Here is a 13,749-nt window from a genome sequence, read left to right on the forward strand (position 1 = left end):
TGGGACCTGTATCCGCTTTTTGCTTTGCGGACGCTAGTTCTTCGCCGGGCAGTTGGGCGCCCGTCCCCAGGCATTGTTCGGGCCGCAGTATTTGTTGCGGGCATTCCAGGCGCAACTGGGCCGGGCGAAGAAGCCTTCGCTCTTGCAGGCTTCCAGATCGCGGGCCAGGGCGGCCTGCCAGTCGCCCGCGGCTTGCTGGACTTCGGGCGATATGCCGATGTCCGGCGGAGGCGGAATCGGGCCGCCGTCGATGGATTGCAGGGGCTGGCCATTGGCGTTGGTCCGGCCGCCGAACAGGCCCAGCCCCGAAAGATCGGCCAGCCCGTCGAGTTGCGCGGAGCCGCCTGACTGCCGTCCTGCGATCTGTATGGCTTCATCCAGCGTGATATGGGTCGTGGCGACGCTGATCAGGGGGTTGGACAGGATCCTGTCCACGACATCCGGTTCGATCTTCCAGTCCAGGGGCTCGGGAGGCTCGGGGACTGCCTGGCGCCCATTGACCAGCGGCTGGGGAGCTTGCGCGAAGAATGGGCGTCCGTCGGCTCCCAGAATCTGCTCTCCGTCGAGCTCCGGATATTCGGGAATGACGGGGCTTTCCGGGGTATGGGCAACCAGCCAATCGCCCAGGCGAAAACCGCCCCAGGCGGAAGCGCCTGCGGCAATGATCAGTATGGCAAACAGTACACGCCAGGACATGAGGGCTGAATCACGGAAAAGGGTTGAGGACTGCGCAGTGCAGCCGGAAGCGTCAGTATATAAGCCGCGCTGCTTTCATACAAAACAAGGCGTAACCAATGTGCCTTGCGGTATCAGGGCAGGCGGCCATGCCTGCCCTTGCGAAGCGGCTCAGTGGCTTCCGAATACCTGGCCGCCGTGCTCGCGCATGGCATGGAAGGTGATGCCGGGGTAGAGTTCCTGCGCCACTCGCAGCTGCGCCGGCGAACTGGCGAGGAAAGCGGGAGCGTCCACGACGTCGTGCGCGATGTTGGCTGCATTGGAGTCCATGAACTTGCGCATGGCCTTCGGGTCTTCCGCAGTGAACCAGCGCGCCATGGTGTAGCGCGACGGCATCAGCCGGGCTTCCACACCGTACTCTGTCTTCAGGCGGTGCGCCACCACTTCGAACTGCAACTGGCCCACGGCGCCCAGCAGCAGTGCGCCGCCGGCCGCCTGGGGGCGGAATACCTGGATGGCGCCTTCTTCGCCCAACTGCGTCAGGCCGATGCGCAACTGCTTGGTGCGCAGAGGATCCTTCACTTCCACTGCCTGGAACAGCTCGGGCGCGAAGAACGGCAGGCCGGTGAATTGCAGGGATTCTCCTTCGGTCAGCACGTCGCCCAACTGCAGCACGCCGTGGTTGGGAATGCCGATGATGTCGCCGGCATAGGCTTCGTCCAGCAGTTCGCGGCGCTGCGACAGGAAGGACACCACGTTGTTCGGGCGGATCTCCTTGCCGGTGCGCGCGACTTTCAGGCGCATGCCGCGCTCGAAGCGGCCCGAGCTGACACGCACGAAGGCCACGCGATCGCGATGGGCCGGATCCATGTTGGCCTGCACCTTGAACACGACGCCGCTGAACTTGGGTTCGTCGGGCTGGACTTCGCGCTGCAGCGCGGTGCGCGGCCCCGGGCTGGGGGCCAGGTCCACCAGAGCGTCGAGCACTTCCTGCACGCCGAAGTTATTGATGGCGGAGCCGAAGAACATGGGCGTTTGCTTGCCGGCGAGGAAGGCGGCATGGTCGAATTCCGGCGATGCCTCCTTGATCAGCTCGATTTCTTCGTGCGCCTTGGTGAAGGCGGAACCGAAGCGCTTGGCGATTTCGGGGTTTTCCAGACCCGGGATCAGTTCGTCGTTCTCGTTGCTGTGCCTGGCTTCACCCGCGCGGAATACGCGCATCTGGTCGCGGCGGATGTCGAATACGCCGCCGAAGGAGCGGCCCATGCCCACCGGCCAGGAAAATGGAATGACTTCCATCCCCAGGTGGTCTTCGATCTCCGATACCAGGTCCAGCGGCTCGCGCACCTCGCGGTCCAGCTTGTTGACGAAGGTAATGATGGGCGTGTTGCGCGCGCGGCAGACCTGCAGCAGGCGGATGGTCTGGGGCTCGACGCCGTTGGCGGCGTCGATGACCATGAGCGCGGCGTCGACCGCAGTCAGCACGCGGTAAGTGTCTTCCGAGAAGTCCTGGTGTCCGGGGGTGTCGAGCAGGTTGATGACGCAGTCGCGGTATTCCATCTGCATGACCGAGGACGCCACCGAAATGCCGCGCTGCTTTTCGATCTCCATCCAGTCCGAGGCGGCGTGCCGGCTGGCCTTGCGCGCCTTGACGCTGCCGGCGATCTGGATCGCGCCTGCGAACAGCAGCAGCTTTTCCGTCAGCGTGGTCTTGCCCGCGTCGGGGTGGGAGATGATGGCGAAGGTGCGGCGTCGTTTGACTTCGTCGGGAATGCTCATGGTCGAATGGTATGTCGTTTCGTTGCGTCTAGGCTTTTCCGCGGCGATGGCGCGGGCGGCTGTTCCTATTTCTGCTGGCTGAGGGTTGCCAGGGCGGTGCCCGCCAGGATGAACAGTGTACCGAAGGCGCGGTTCATCCAGCGGATCTGGCGCGGCTTGCGCAATTGCTTCAGGATGCTGGAAGCCAGGCTGGTGTAGATCCCCATGACCACCAGGTCGGTAAAGGCCAGCGTGAGGCCGATGATCACATACTGCATGGGCAGCGGCGCGGCCGGATTCAGGAACTGCGGCATCACGGCCAGCAGGAACACCGTGCCCTTGGGATTCGTCAGATTGATCAGCAGGCCGCGCATCACCAGGTCGCGGGGGCGGAACGGTTCCAGCGTTCCCGCTTCCACCGAGACGGGGGGCGCATCGGTGCGGAACTGCTTCCAGCCCAGATAGACCAAATAGATCACGCCCAGCCACTTAACGATGGCGAATGCGGTTTCCGACGTGGCCAGCAGGGCGCCCAGTCCGATGCTGACGATCAGCACCTGGCACAGAATGCCCATGATCAGGCCCACGGTCGTCCAGTAGCCGCGCCGGAATCCGTGCCTCAGTCCGGAGGCCATGGCGGCGATGGCGCCCGGCCCGGGGGAGAAAGAGATGGCCCAGCAAGCGGCAAAGAAGGCAAGCCAAGTGGAAAGTGACATGATCGTTGGCGAAAAATCGGATGCCGGCGCAGGGTTGCGGGATTGGAATGCGGCATGCCGGCGACAGGAAACCGCATCCGGATGTGTTGCGCCTTCGCTCCGCCCATGGCGGCGCGAAGGCGTGCCGTTGTCAGTTCAGCGCGCCGCGTTGTCCTTGCGCCGTGCCGGAAGCGTTGCGGCGGCCGCCGTTGCCGCGGCGCTGACCCTGGCCGGACGGCCTGCCGCCGGGCTGAGAGCCATTGCCGCGACCGCGGTTGCCGTTGCCGCCGCGCGGGGCGGTGTGCTGGCGATGCGGCAGGGGCGGGCGTTCCGGCGTAGTCGAGGGCTTGACCATGTCGGCGGACCAGCCTTCGACCACGGTGCGTTCGATCTTGCGGCCCAGCAGCCGTTCGATAGCCGTCAGCAACTTCACTTCCGTGTTGTCGACCAGCGACAGCGCCGAGCCCGCGCTGCCCGCGCGGCCGGTACGGCCGATGCGGTGCACATAGTCTTCCGGCACATTGGGCAGTTCGAAATTGACCACTTGCGGCAACTGGTCGATGTCCAGCCCGCGCGCGGCGATATCGGTGGCGACGAGCACCGCGACTTCGCCCGACTTGAAGCCGGCCAGCGCGCGGGTGCGCGCCGACTGGCTCTTGTTGCCGTGGATGGCGGCGGCCGACAGGCCGTCCTTGGTCAGCTTCTCGGCCAGGCGGTTGGCGCCGTGCTTGGTACGCGTGAAGACCAGCACCTGGTGCCAGCCGCTTTCGCGGATGACATGGCTGACCAGGTCGCGCTTGTGTGACTGCTCGGTCATGACGACCTTCTGCTCGACCAGTTCGGACGCCGTATTGCGGCGCGCCACGGAGACTTCCGTGGGGTTGTTCAGGACGCCGCGCGCCAGGTCGCGGATTTCATCCGAGAATGTGGCGGAGAACAGCAGGTTCTGGCGCTGCCTGGGCAGCAGGGCCAGGACTTTGCGGATGTCGCGGATGAAGCCCATGTCCAGCATGCGGTCGGCTTCGTCCAGCACCAGGACTTCCACGCCCGACAGGTCGATGGTCTTTTGCTGGACGTGGTCCAGCAGGCGGCCGGGCGTGGCCACCAGGATATCCAGCGGCTTGCGCAGGGCGGTGATCTGCGGGTTGATGTTGACGCCGCCGAACATCACCATGGAACGGATGCTGGTGTGCTTGCCGTAGGTCTGCACGGACTCTTCCACCTGTGCGGCGAGCTCGCGCGTGGGCGTCAGGATCAGGCAGCGCGGCCTGCCGGGCTGGCGCTTGCCCTGCAAGGGGGACTGCAGCAGCAGGTGCAGCAGCGGCAGGGTGAAGCCCGCCGTCTTGCCGGTGCCGGTCTGCGCGGCGGCCAGCAGGTCGCTGCCCTTGAGCACATGCGGAATGGCCTGGGCCTGGATGGGGGTGGGTTGGGTGTAGCCGGTTTCGGCAACAGCTCGCAGCAACGGCTCGGCCAGGCCGAGCGCGGCAAAGGTATTCGTATCGGACAAAACAAGACTCCAGCGACAGCCCATCGCTCGAGTCGAGGGATACCAGTCCAGGCAGGCGTGAAAAGGAGTTGAACGGGCGGGACCGCCCGGATTGCCGCGGAAAAAGATCCGCGGAGACGGCACGCTGACTGGCTGCGGCGCACCGGAAAGAAAAGAATTATAGCGTTTATCGTCCGGCCGGGGGCGTTTTTATCCGCGCCCGGCCGGGGTTGGTGCGTGAGTCACTCCCGGCTGAAGCCGGGAGCTTCCCCGCCACAACAATACGGGGGGCGCCTGCGGCGCAGTATGAATACTGCCTCGCTTGACCTCGCCGTGAACGGCGAGGCTTGCGCTTGGGCGCGTGGTCAGAACGCCACGGCCTGCCCGTCCTTCCGGGGATCCGATCCGGCGATGTAATGATCGCCCTTGCGCAGAATCAACTGAGCGCCTCCGAAGGCGAATACGCCATTGCCGCTTTCCACGCTGACTTCGTGCCCGCGCGCCTTCAGCTCCTGCACGACTTCGGGAGCGAAGCCCGGCTCGAGCGCCACGCCGCGCCCGCCGGTCACGCGCCAGCGCGGGGCGTCGGCGGCGGCCTGGGGGTTCTGGCCGTACAGCAGCACGCGCAGCGACATCTGTACATGGCCCTGGTGCTGCATGGGGCCTCCCATGACGCCGAACGACATCTGCGGCGTGCCGTCGGCGTTCATGGCGAAGGCGGGGATGATCGTGTGCGAAGGACGCTTGCGCGGGCCGACCTGATTGGCGTGGCCCGGGGCGAGCGAGAAGCCCGCGCCGCGGTTCTGCAGGCTGATGCCCGTGCCGGGCACGACCACGCCCGAGCCGAAGCCCATGTAGTTGGACTGGATGAAGGACACCATCATGCCGGATGCGTCGGCGGCGGTCACATAGACCGTGCCGCCTGGCTTCGGCGCGCCATAGCCCGGGTCGCCAGCGCGTTTCGGGTCAATCAACTTGGCGCGTTCAGCCAGATAGGCGGGGTTCAGCAGGTCGTCCGGCGTGACGCGCATGGCGTCGATGTCGGCGTTGTACTGGTAGACGTCGGCCAGGGCCAGCTTCATGGCTTCGATGGACAGGTGGACCGTATCCACATGGTCCAGCGGCGCGCTGCCGATGCCGGCGGCCTCCAGGATGCCCAATGCCATCAGGGCGGCGATGCCCTGGCCGTTGGGCGGGATTTCATGGATGACCGAGCGCGAGAAAGGCTGGGCGATGGTGCCGCACCAGTCGGCCTGGTGCGCGGCCAGATCGTCTTCCGTCATCGCGCCACCGTGCTCCCTGGCAAAGGCGGCGATCTTGCGCGCCAGTTCGCCGCGGTAGAAGGATTCCCCCTGGGTGTCCGCGATCTGTTCCAGCGTGCTGGCCTGGGCCGGATTGCGGAAGATTTCGCCGGCCTTGGGGGCCGCGCCTCCCGGCAGGAAGGCCTCGGCGAAACCGGGCTGGTCGCCCAGGCGCTGCCTGCCCAGTTCCCAGAGCGTGGCGATGACGGGCGATACCGGGAAGCCGTCGCGCGCATACTGGACAGCGGGCGCGGCCACGGTGGACAGCGGCAGCTTGCCAAAGCGGCGGGACAGTTCCGCCCAGGCCGACACGGCTCCGGGCACGGTCACGGCTTCCCAGCCTTTTTCCGGCATGACGTCGCGCCCCGCATAGCGGTCGGGCGTCCAGCCCTGGGGAGAGCGACCGGATGCGTTCAGCCCATGCAGCTCCTTGCCGTCCCAGACGATGGCGAAGCCGTCGCTGCCGAGGCCGCAGCCGGAAGGCTCGACCACGGTCAGGGCCATGGCGGCGGCCAGGGCGGCGTCGACGGCATTGCCGCCGGCCAGCAGCATGCGCAGCCCGGCCTGGGCGGCCAGGGGCTGGGATGTGCTGACCACATTGCGGCCCAGCACGGCCGAGCGGGCGGAGGGATAGGGATTGGTCCAGTCGGAAGGAAGTGAGTGCGTCATTATTGGATCGTGATGTTGGATTCTGTGATGATGCGTCCCCAGCGCTCGCTGTCCGCGCTGACCATGTCGGCAAACTGCCGGGGGCTGCCGGCCTTGGCGGGCTCTATGCCGAGATCGCGCAGGCGCTTCGTGACGTCGGGCTGATGGACGCTCTTCGTGAAGACCTCGTTGAGCTTGACTGCGATGTCCTGGGGCAGGCCGGCGGGCCCGTACAGGCCGAACCACGTAACGGAAGAGTAGCCCGGCAGCCCGCTCTCCGCAACGGTGGGCAGCTCGGGAGCCAGCGGAGAGCGCTCGGGACCGGTGACGGCCAGGGCGCGCGCCTTGCCGGACCTGACGTGCGGCAGCCCGGTGGGAAGGGAGTCGCACAATACCTGGATGTTGCCGGCGATCAGGTCGTTCAGGCCCGGACCTGTGCCGCGGTAGGGAACGTGCGTCATGCTCACGCCGGCACGGGCGAGAAAGGATGCGCAGGTCAGATGCGGAATGGTGCCGTTGCCGCTGCTGGCGTAGTTCAGCTCGTCCGGCTTCTGTCTGGCCAGGTCGATCAGTTCCTGCACGCTGTTGGCGGGCAGGGACGGCGTCACCAGCAGGATGCTGGCCGCATCGGCCAGGTGGGCGATGGGGGTGAAGCTGGCGGGGTCGTACGGCAGCGACTTGAACAGGTGCGGGGAAATGGCGTGCGTACTGCTGGTGGTCAGCAGGATGGTGTAGCCGTCGGGGGCGGCTCGGGCCGCCTCGCCGGCGCCGATCGTGCCGCCGGCTCCCGATTTGTTTTCCACCACGATCTGCTGCCCGAGCTGGCTGGAGGCTTCCTGGGCTATCAGGCGCGCCACGACATCGGTGGCGCCGCCTGCGGGGAAGGGCACCACCATGCGAATGGGCTTGTCGGGCCAGGACTGCGCGCCGGCGAGCGAGCAGGTCATGAGCAGCGCCAGCAGGCCGGAGCTGCGCAGAAATCGTGAGATGCGTGTGGAGTGCATGGAGTTACCCGTGGTTTTGTCGTCGGAAGACGCTATGATAAATGGTTTTGCCGTGGAATGCGGCCGGGTGGAAGTGTCGCGGAGCGACGAGACAGATGGCGCATATTATTGATATTAGCGATATCGGCGCAGGGGTGCGGGCGCGTCGCCAGGATTTCCCCATGCGAGATTCCGATGTCGGCCTGGCGGCCGGAAGGGTGGCCGCCAGGCCACAAAAAAATGCAGGCCAAACCTTTTCTCTTGATTCTGCTCTTGCTTTGGCTACATATTTAGGCTATTATGACTGACTTGCCTGGCAATTTCTTGTGGGTTCTGGCCGAAGCGTTTGCTTCTGGCTTGATATTGCAGGGAAAGCCGGCATGGCAGTACTCAAACATAGTTAGCACGATTTCAACTCAGGATTCGTTGCGCGGGCGCCATTCGGGCAATCCGCAACGGGTCTGACGGGGCCAAAACTGGCTGTGCAGTCCACCTCAGGGTGGGGGTGCGGTTAAGTTGGAACAGGAAAAATCATGATTCAAATGCAGACCACGCTGGACGTGGCCGACAACACTGGTGCGCGTTCAGTCATGTGCATCAAGGTGTTGGGCGGCTCCAAGCGCCGCTATGCCGCCATCGGCGACATCATCAAGGTTACCGTGAAAGACGCGGCACCTCGCGGGCGCGTCAAAAAGGGCGAAATCTACAATGCCGTGGTGGTTCGTACCGCCAAGGGCGTTCGCCGCAAGGACGGCTCCCTGATTCGTTTCGGTGGCAATGCCGCCGTATTGCTCAACGCCAAGCTTGAGCCCATCGGTACCCGTATCTTCGGACCCGTGACGCGCGAACTGCGCACGGAAAAGTTCATGAAGATCGTGTCCCTTGCGCCTGAAGTGCTGTAAGGAGAACGGATCATGCAAAATATTCGTAAAGGTGACGAGGTCATCGTTCTGACGGGTCGCGACAAGAAGCGTCGCGGCACCGTGCTGGCTCGCGTCGGCGAGGAGCATGTCCTGGTCGAAGGCATCAACGTGGTCAAGAAACACGTTCGTGCCAATCCCATGACTGGTGCGCAAGGCGGTATCGTCGACAAGACCCTGCCCATCCATATTTCCAACGTGGCATTGTTCAACCCCGCGACCGGCAAGGGCGATCGGGTTGGTGTTCAGGTTGTTGATGGCAAGAAGGTTCGCGTCTTCCGCTCCAACGGTGCCGAAGTCGGCGCCAAGGCTTAAGGAATCGAGAACATGGCACGTTTGCAAGAGTTCTACAACAACAAGGTCGTCGCCGACCTGAAAGCCAAGTTCGGCTACGAAAGCGTGATGCAGGTTCCCCGCATCACCAAGATCACGCTGAACATGGGTGTGTCCGAAGCCGTGGCCGACAAGAAGGTCATCGAGCATGCAACTTCCGACCTGAGCAAGATCGCAGGTCAGAAGCCGGTCATCACCAAGTCGCGCAAGGCTATCGCTGGCTTCAAGATCCGCGAAAACTATCCCATCGGCTGCATGGTCACGCTGCGCGGCCAGCGCATGTACGAGTTCCTGGATCGCCTGATCGCCGTGGCCCTGCCGCGCGTGCGCGATTTCCGTGGCGTGTCCGGCCGTGCATTCGACGGTCGCGGCAACTACAACATCGGTGTGAAAGAGCAGATCATTTTCCCCGAAATCGAATACGACAAGATCGACGTGTTGCGTGGTCTGAACATCAGCATCACCACGACGGCGAAAACTGACGAAGAAGCCAAGGCGCTGCTCAGCGCGTTCAGCTTCCCGTTCCGCAATTAAGGGGCCTGAGCATGGCTAAACTCTCACTCATCAATCGCGACATCAAGCGCGCCAAGCTGGCGGAAAAATTCGCCGCCAAGCGCGCAGCGCTCAAGGCGATCATCGACGATCAGTCGAAGACCGACGAAGAACGCTACCAGGCACGCCTGCAACTGCAGAAGCTGCCCCGCAATTCGAACCCGACTCGCCAGCGCAATCGCTGCATCGTTACCGGCCGTCCCCGCGGCGTCTTCAGCAAGTTCGGCCTCACGCGCCACAAACTTCGCGAAATGACGATGCGCGGCGAAGTGCCCGGCATGACCAAAGCCAGCTGGTAGGAGAAAATACATGAGCATGAGCGATCCCATCGCCGATATGTTGACCCGTGTGCGCAACGCGCAGATGGTAAACAAGACATCGGTAAGCATGCCCTCCTCGAAGCTGAAGGCAGCCATTGCTGCCGTGCTGAAGGACGAAGGCTACATTGACAGCTACCAGGTTACCGGCGATGCCGCCAAGCCTACGCTGGAAATCACCCTGAAGTACTACGCCGGCCGTCCCGTGATCGAGCGCATCGACCGCGTTTCGCGTCCCGGCCTGCGTGTCTACAAGGGCAGCAGCAACATCCCCCAAGTCATGAATGGACTGGGTGTGGCTATTGTTTCGACCCCTCGCGGCGTCATGACAGATCGCAAGGCGCGCGCCAATGGCGTGGGCGGCGAAGTGTTGTGCTACGTGGCCTAAGGAGAGACTCGCATGTCACGTATAGCTAAATATCCTGTCGCCGTCCCCGCTGGGGTCGAGGCGAACATCGCTGCCGATCAGATCACCGTCAAGGGCCCGCTGGGCACCCTGACGCAGCCCCTGACCGGCGACGTCGAGATCAAGCTCGAAGACGGCCAGCTGACTTTCGTTCCGGCGAACGACAGCCGCCACGCCAACGCCATGTCCGGCACAGTGCGCGCACTGGTCAACAACATGGTCACCGGCGTGAGCAAGGGCTTCGAGCGCAAACTGAACCTGGTCGGCGTGGGTTTCCGCGCACAGGTCGAAGGCAAGGCGCTGAAGCTGCAGCTTGGTTACTCGCACGACATCCTGCACCCGATGCCCGAAGGCATCAAGATCGAGTGCCCTTCCCAGACTGAAATCGTGGTCAAGGGCTCCGACAAGCAGGCCGTAGGCCAGGTGGCGGCGGAAATCCGCGGTTATCGCGAACCCGAACCCTACAAGGGCAAGGGCGTGCGGTACTCCGACGAGACCGTCATCATCAAAGAAACCAAGAAGAAGTAAGCGCGCAGGCAAGGACGAATCATGGACAAGAAAACTTCCCGTTTGCGTCGTGCTGTGGCTACCCGCCGCAAGATTCACGAACTCCGCGTGCACCGTCTGTCAGTGCACCGTTCGAATCAGCACATCTACGCAAGCATCATCTCGCCGGAAGGCGACCGTGTGCTGGTCAGCGCTTCCACGCTCGAAGCCGAAGTCCGCAAGGAACTGGACAATGGCGGCAACGTCGCCGCTGCCGGTCTGGTGGGCAAGCGCGTGGCCGAAAAGGCCAAGGCCGCTGGCATCGAGACGGTTGCATTCGATCGCTCGGGCTTCCGTTATCATGGCCGCGTCAAGGCGCTGGCAGAAGCCGCTCGTGAAGCTGGCTTGAAATTCTAAGCAAGGAATTGTCAAATGGCTAAAGCACAAGGTAGGCAAGCTGCCGAAAAGGAAAATGACGACGGCCTGCGCGAAAAAATGATCGCGGTCAACCGCGTCAGCAAGGTTGTGAAGGGTGGTCGCACCATGAGCTTCGCAGCCCTGACAGTGGTTGGCGACGGCGACGGCCGCATCGGCATGGGCAAGGGCAAGGCGCGTGAAGTGCCGGTCGCCGTGCAGAAGGCAATGGAACAGGCCCGCCGCGGCCTGCTGAAGGTCTCCCTGAAGAACGGCACCCTGCATCACACTGTCGTTGGCAAGCACGGCGCCTCGACCGTACTGATCTCGCCGGCGGCCGAAGGTACCGGCGTGATCGCCGGCGGCCCGATGCGCGCCATCTTCGAAGTCATGGGCGTGCGCAACGTCGTGGCCAAGAGCCTGGGTTCCAGCAACCCTTACAACCTGGTTCGGGCAACGCTCAATGGTCTGCGTGCCAGCTCCACACCCGCCGAGATTGCCGCCAAGCGTGGCAAGACCGTCGAAGAGATTCTGGGGTAAATCATGACGCAACAGAAACAAATCAAGGTAACTCTTGTACGCTCTGTCATTGGCACGCTCCAGTCCCATCGCGACACCGTTCGCGGCCTGGGTCTGCGCAAGGTCAACAGCAGCCGCGTGCTGGTCGATACGCCTGAAGTCCGTGGGATGATCCGCAAGGTGGATTATCTCGTCACGGTCTCGGAAGTCTGAAAGGAATCGTGATGTCCATCACTCAACTGAATACGATCGCACCCGCTGAAGGCAGCAAGCACGCGCGCCGCCGTGTCGGCCGCGGCATCGGCTCCGGGCTCGGCAAGACTGCCGGCCGCGGTCACAAGGGCCAGAAGTCCCGCGCAGGCGGTTTCCACAAGGTCGGTTTCGAGGGCGGCCAGATGCCGCTGCAGCGTCGTCTGCCCAAGCGCGGCTTCACGCCCCTGGGTCGTCACCTGTACGCCGAAGTCCGCTTGTCGGATCTGCAGTCTCTGCCTATCGACGAAGTCGATGTGCAGTCGCTCAAGCAGGCCGGCATTGTCGGCCAGGCCGTTCGCTACGCCAAAGTGATCAAGTCGGGCGAGCTGTCGCGCAAGGTCGTGCTCAAGGGCATTTCCGCGACGGCAGGTGCGCGCGCCGCCATCGAAGCGGCTGGCGGCTCGCTGGTCTGACCGAGGGGTAACGGTGGCTAAAGCTCAGGCACAGAAGCAATCGGGCGCACGTTTCGGCGATCTTCGTCGCCGTATCGTGTTCCTGCTGCTTGCCCTGGCCGTTTATCGACTGGGTACGCATATTCCGGTGCCCGGAATCAACCCTGATGCACTGTCGGAGCTATTCCAGCAGAACTCGGGCGGCATTCTGGGGCTGTTCAACATGTTCTCGGGCGGCGCTCTCGAGCGTTTCTCCGTGTTCGCGCTGGGCATCATGCCCTACATCTCTGCATCCATCATCATGCAGCTGATGTCGGTTGTGGTTCCCACCCTGGAAGCCATCAAGAAGGAAGGCGAGGCGGGGCGTCGCAAGATCACGCAGTACACGCGCTACGGCACGGTCTTTCTGGCACTGTTCCAGGCAGTGGGGATCTCTGTTGCACTGGAATCGCAGCCTGGCCTGGTCATCGACCCCGGCATGCTGTTCCGCTTTACCGCGATCGTCACGCTGGTGACCGGCACCATGTTCCTCATGTGGCTGGGCGAGCAGATCACCGAACGCGGCATTGGCAACGGCATTTCCATCCTGATCTTCGCTGGTATCGTGGCCGGCCTGCCCAGTGCGCTGGGTGGCATGCTGGATCTGGTGCGTACCGACTCCATGTCGATCCTGTCGGCCCTGTTCATCGTGGCATTGGTCGTTGCGGTGACGTACTTCGTCGTGTTCGTCGAGCGCGGCCAGAGGCGCATCACGGTCAACTACGCCAAGCGCCAGGTAGGCAACAAGATCTACGGCGGGCAGAGTTCGCACCTGCCCCTGAAGCTGAACATGTCCGGCGTTATTCCGCCCATCTTCGCTTCGTCGATCATCCTGCTGCCCGCCACGGTGACCAGCTGGTTCTCGGCCAACCCGAACATGCGCTGGCTGGGCGACCTGGCCGCGGCTCTGTCTCCGCAGCAGCCGCTGTATGTCACGCTGTTTGCCGCGCTGATCATTTTCTTCTGCTTCTTCTACACGGCGCTCGTGTTCAACAGCAGGGAAACGGCGGACAACCTGAAGAAGAGCGGCGCGTTTGTTCCCGGCATCCGTCCCGGCGACCAGACTGCGCGCTATATCGACAAGATCCTGATGCGTCTGACGCTCGCGGGTGCCATCTACATCACACTGGTGTGCCTGTTGCCCGAATTCATGCAGATGCGCTGGAACGTGCCGTTTTATTTCGGAGGCACCTCGCTGCTGATCATTGTCGTGGTGGCGATGGACTTCATGGCGCAGGCGCAAGCCGCTCTGATGTCTAACCAGTACGAATCGCTGCTCAAGAAGGCAAACTTCAAGGGCGCGGGTCTGCCAATGCGGTAATCGGGACAACAATGGCAAAAGACGACGTCATCCAAATGCAGGGCGAGGTTCTGGAGAACCTCCCTAACGCGACATTTCGCGTCAAACTCGAAAATGGCCATGTAGTACTTGGACATATCTCGGGCAAGATGCGGATGCACTACATCCGGATTCTGCCGGGCGACAAGGTAACGGTCGAGCTCACCCCGTACGACTTGTCACGCGCCAGAATCGTTTTCCGCTCGAAATAAAGCGGTCGGCTAAAGGAAACCA

19 protein-coding genes are annotated in these 13,749 nt (G+C 63.3%); 13 read left to right on the forward strand and 6 right to left on the reverse strand.

The window, feature by feature from the left end; all coding sequences use genetic code 11:
* Nucleotides 1–33: 33 nt before the first annotated feature.
* The 6 genes from EV686_RS00745 to EV686_RS00770 all read right to left on the reverse strand — a co-directional run bounded on the left by EV686_RS00745 (nt 34) and on the right by EV686_RS00770 (nt 7,510).
* Complete coding sequence (locus EV686_RS00745; RefSeq protein ID WP_132472473.1) at nt 34–696, reverse strand: hypothetical protein; 663 nt, start codon at nt 694–696, stop codon at nt 34–36.
* Nucleotides 697–846: 150 nt separating this feature from the next.
* Nucleotides 847–2,454 carry a peptide chain release factor 3 gene (locus tag EV686_RS00750; RefSeq protein ID WP_132472475.1) on the reverse strand — a complete coding sequence of 536 codons (1,608 nt, stop codon included), beginning with the start codon at nt 2,452–2,454 and terminating at the stop codon, nt 847–849.
* 65 nt (nt 2,455–2,519) lie between these two features.
* Nucleotides 2,520–3,149, reverse strand: coding sequence for a LysE family translocator (locus EV686_RS00755; RefSeq protein WP_132472477.1), 630 nt, complete (start codon nt 3,147–3,149; stop codon nt 2,520–2,522).
* A gap of 130 nt (nt 3,150–3,279) precedes the next feature.
* Entirely contained in the window at nt 3,280–4,659 is a 1,380-nt protein-coding gene (locus EV686_RS00760) for a DEAD/DEAH box helicase (RefSeq protein ID WP_132472479.1), read from the reverse strand.
* Between the two features lie 320 nt (nt 4,660–4,979).
* Entirely contained in the window at nt 4,980–6,584 is a 1,605-nt protein-coding gene (locus EV686_RS00765) for a gamma-glutamyltransferase family protein (RefSeq protein WP_132472481.1), read from the reverse strand.
* Entirely contained in the window at nt 6,584–7,510 is a 927-nt protein-coding gene (locus EV686_RS00770) for a Bug family tripartite tricarboxylate transporter substrate binding protein (protein WP_243650726.1), read from the reverse strand. Before EV686_RS00770 ends, EV686_RS00765 begins: the two co-directional genes overlap by 1 nt.
* A gap of 152 nt (nt 7,511–7,662) precedes the next feature.
* Between EV686_RS00770 and EV686_RS00775 the strand changes: the two genes are divergently transcribed.
* The 13 genes from EV686_RS00775 to infA all read left to right on the forward strand — a co-directional run bounded on the left by EV686_RS00775 (nt 7,663) and on the right by infA (nt 13,727).
* Nucleotides 7,663–7,854, forward strand: a complete 192-nt coding sequence (locus EV686_RS00775) for a hypothetical protein (RefSeq protein ID WP_132472485.1) — start codon at nt 7,663–7,665, stop codon at nt 7,852–7,854.
* Nucleotides 7,855–8,079: 225 nt separating this feature from the next.
* The gene (gene rplN / locus EV686_RS00780; protein ID WP_132472487.1) at nt 8,080–8,448 is read left to right on the forward strand and encodes a 50S ribosomal protein L14; all 369 of its coding nucleotides are present in this window, start codon (nt 8,080–8,082) and stop codon (nt 8,446–8,448) included.
* 12 nt (nt 8,449–8,460) lie between these two features.
* The gene (gene rplX, locus EV686_RS00785; RefSeq protein ID WP_132472489.1) at nt 8,461–8,781 is read left to right on the forward strand and encodes a 50S ribosomal protein L24; all 321 of its coding nucleotides are present in this window, start codon (nt 8,461–8,463) and stop codon (nt 8,779–8,781) included.
* A 12-nt stretch (nt 8,782–8,793) separates the two neighbouring features.
* On the forward strand, nt 8,794–9,333 hold the full coding sequence (gene rplE, locus EV686_RS00790; RefSeq protein ID WP_132472491.1) for a 50S ribosomal protein L5: 540 nt from the start codon (nt 8,794–8,796) through the stop codon (nt 9,331–9,333).
* 11 nt (nt 9,334–9,344) lie between these two features.
* Nucleotides 9,345–9,650 (forward strand): 30S ribosomal protein S14, encoded by a 306-nt coding sequence (rpsN, locus tag EV686_RS00795; protein WP_132472493.1) that lies wholly within the window; start codon nt 9,345–9,347, stop codon nt 9,648–9,650.
* 10 nt (nt 9,651–9,660) lie between these two features.
* Nucleotides 9,661–10,056 (forward strand): 30S ribosomal protein S8, encoded by a 396-nt coding sequence (rpsH, locus tag EV686_RS00800; RefSeq protein WP_132472495.1) that lies wholly within the window; start codon nt 9,661–9,663, stop codon nt 10,054–10,056.
* A gap of 12 nt (nt 10,057–10,068) precedes the next feature.
* The gene (rplF, locus tag EV686_RS00805; protein ID WP_132472497.1) at nt 10,069–10,602 is read left to right on the forward strand and encodes a 50S ribosomal protein L6; all 534 of its coding nucleotides are present in this window, start codon (nt 10,069–10,071) and stop codon (nt 10,600–10,602) included.
* Nucleotides 10,603–10,623: 21 nt separating this feature from the next.
* Entirely contained in the window at nt 10,624–10,977 is a 354-nt protein-coding gene (rplR, locus tag EV686_RS00810) for a 50S ribosomal protein L18 (protein WP_132472499.1), read from the forward strand.
* Between the two features lie 15 nt (nt 10,978–10,992).
* Nucleotides 10,993–11,514, forward strand: coding sequence for a 30S ribosomal protein S5 (rpsE, locus tag EV686_RS00815; protein ID WP_132472501.1), 522 nt, complete (start codon nt 10,993–10,995; stop codon nt 11,512–11,514).
* A 3-nt stretch (nt 11,515–11,517) separates the two neighbouring features.
* Nucleotides 11,518–11,706 (forward strand): 50S ribosomal protein L30, encoded by a 189-nt coding sequence (gene rpmD, locus EV686_RS00820; protein WP_132472503.1) that lies wholly within the window; start codon nt 11,518–11,520, stop codon nt 11,704–11,706.
* An 11-nt stretch (nt 11,707–11,717) separates the two neighbouring features.
* Nucleotides 11,718–12,158, forward strand: coding sequence for a 50S ribosomal protein L15 (rplO, locus tag EV686_RS00825; RefSeq protein ID WP_132472505.1), 441 nt, complete (start codon nt 11,718–11,720; stop codon nt 12,156–12,158).
* A gap of 13 nt (nt 12,159–12,171) precedes the next feature.
* Complete coding sequence (gene secY / locus EV686_RS00830) at nt 12,172–13,497, forward strand: preprotein translocase subunit SecY (protein ID WP_132472507.1); 1,326 nt, start codon at nt 12,172–12,174, stop codon at nt 13,495–13,497.
* 11 nt (nt 13,498–13,508) lie between these two features.
* Nucleotides 13,509–13,727 carry a translation initiation factor IF-1 gene (gene infA, locus EV686_RS00835; RefSeq protein ID WP_009523889.1) on the forward strand — a complete coding sequence of 73 codons (219 nt, stop codon included), beginning with the start codon at nt 13,509–13,511 and terminating at the stop codon, nt 13,725–13,727.
* Nucleotides 13,728–13,749: the final 22 nt, after the last annotated feature.

The sequence above is a fragment of the Paracandidimonas soli genome, assembly GCF_004342005.1.
GTDB lineage: Bacteria > Pseudomonadota > Gammaproteobacteria > Burkholderiales > Burkholderiaceae_B > Paracandidimonas > Paracandidimonas soli.